The organism is Salinivibrio sharmensis (assembly GCF_001995985.1).
In the GTDB taxonomy this organism is placed as follows: Bacteria; Pseudomonadota; Gammaproteobacteria; order Enterobacterales; family Vibrionaceae; genus Salinivibrio; species Salinivibrio sharmensis.
The window spans coordinates 1-1,475 of sequence record NZ_MUFC01000036.1; the positions used below are offsets into that span (position 1 = coordinate 1).

General features: G+C 50.2%; 4 tRNA genes and 1 rRNA gene. All 5 read right to left on the reverse strand.

Features of this window, described 5'->3' with window-relative positions:
* Positions 1 to 424: 424 nt before the first annotated feature.
* Positions 425 to 500, reverse strand: a tRNA-Val gene (locus BZG74_RS15395).
* Positions 501 to 512: 12 nt separating this feature from the next.
* Positions 513 to 588: transfer RNA gene (locus BZG74_RS15400), tRNA-Ala, on the reverse strand.
* 13 nt (positions 589 to 601) lie between these two features.
* Positions 602 to 677 (reverse strand) — tRNA-Lys (locus BZG74_RS15405).
* Positions 678 to 679: 2 nt separating this feature from the next.
* Positions 680 to 755, reverse strand: a tRNA-Glu gene (locus tag BZG74_RS15410).
* A gap of 215 nt (positions 756 to 970) precedes the next feature.
* Positions 971 to 1,475 (reverse strand): 16S ribosomal RNA (locus BZG74_RS15415); the annotation flags it as partial.

The following is a 1,475-nucleotide window of genomic DNA, read 5'->3' on the forward strand; positions in this document are numbered from 1 at the left end:
CATCCACCGTCTACGCTTAATCACTTAACCATACAACCCCAAGAGGTCTTTTTGCTCGATCTTTCTCTTTTATACGGCCTCTTGCTCACCGTTTGCTTGGTCACGTAACTTGTTACGCTCCCCGCGACAAACGCCTCGCGCGAGATTGTCTAAAAAAGAAATCTGCGTCGCAAAACCACTGAGTGTTGAATCATCAACYAATTAAGGTTTTGTTTTTGCCGGACTCAAAATAGAGACTTTGCTTATGACTAAGACAAAGCCCAAGCACACTTGATTGTGTGAGTGACATTACATGTCACTGATTGAGAACTTTACTGTCATTCTTAAAGAATGACTTGTCAGCTTTCCAGATTGTTAAAGAGCATGTCGTTTATTGCTAAATAAACCACGTTCTAAAGATTCTTAAGCAAAAACCTTTAAAGCGTGGTGGGCGATACCGGGCTCGAACCAGTGACCCCCTCCTTGTAAGGGAGGTGCTCTCCCAACTGAGCTAATCGCCCATCTTTCAGACTTGGTGGAGCTAGGCGGGATCGAACCGCCGACCTCTTGCATGCCATGCAAGCGCTCTCCCAGCTGAGCTATAGCCCCGCGTCTGAGAAAATGGTGGGTTGTACAGGATTCGAACCTGTGACCAATTGATTAAAAGTCAACTGCTCTACCAACTGAGCTAACAACCCAATGGCGTCCCATAGGGGAGTCGAACCCCTGTTACCGCCGTGAAAGGGCGGTGTCCTAGGCCTCTAGACGAATGGGACGCATCGATATGTTTGGGAACATATCCTCTTTAATTCTTCAACCTATACAATCTGTGTGAACACTCGCAAMAATAGCGTCAGTAAGGAGGTGATCCAGCCCCAGGTTCCCCTAGGGCTACCTTGTTACGACTTCACCCCAGTCATGAACCACACCGTGGTAAACGCCCTCCCGAAGGTTAAGCTATCTACTTCTGGTGCAGCCCNAATAGCGTCAGTAAGGAGGTGATCCAGCCCCAGGTTCCCCTAGGGCTACCTTGTTACGACTTCACCCCAGTCATGAACCACACCGTGGTAAACGCCCTCCCGAAGGTTAAGCTATCTACTTCTGGTGCAGCCCACTCCCATGGTGTGACGGGCGGTGTGTACAAGGCCCGGGAACGTATTCACCGTGGCATTCTGATCCACGATTACTAGCGATTCCGACTTCATGGAGTCGAGTTGCAGACTCCAATCCGGACTACGACAGACTTTAAGGGATTCGCTCCACTTCGCAGCTTCGCTGCCCTCTGTATCTGCCATTGTAGCACGTGTGTAGCCCTACTCGTAAGGGCCATGATGACTTGACGTCGTCCCCACCTTCCTCCGGTTTATCACCGGCAGTCTCCCTGGAGTTCCCACCATTATGTGCTGGCAAACAAGGATAAGGGTTGCGCTCGTTGCGGGACTTAACCCAACATTTCACAACACGAGCTGACGACAGCCATGCAGCACCTGTCTCAG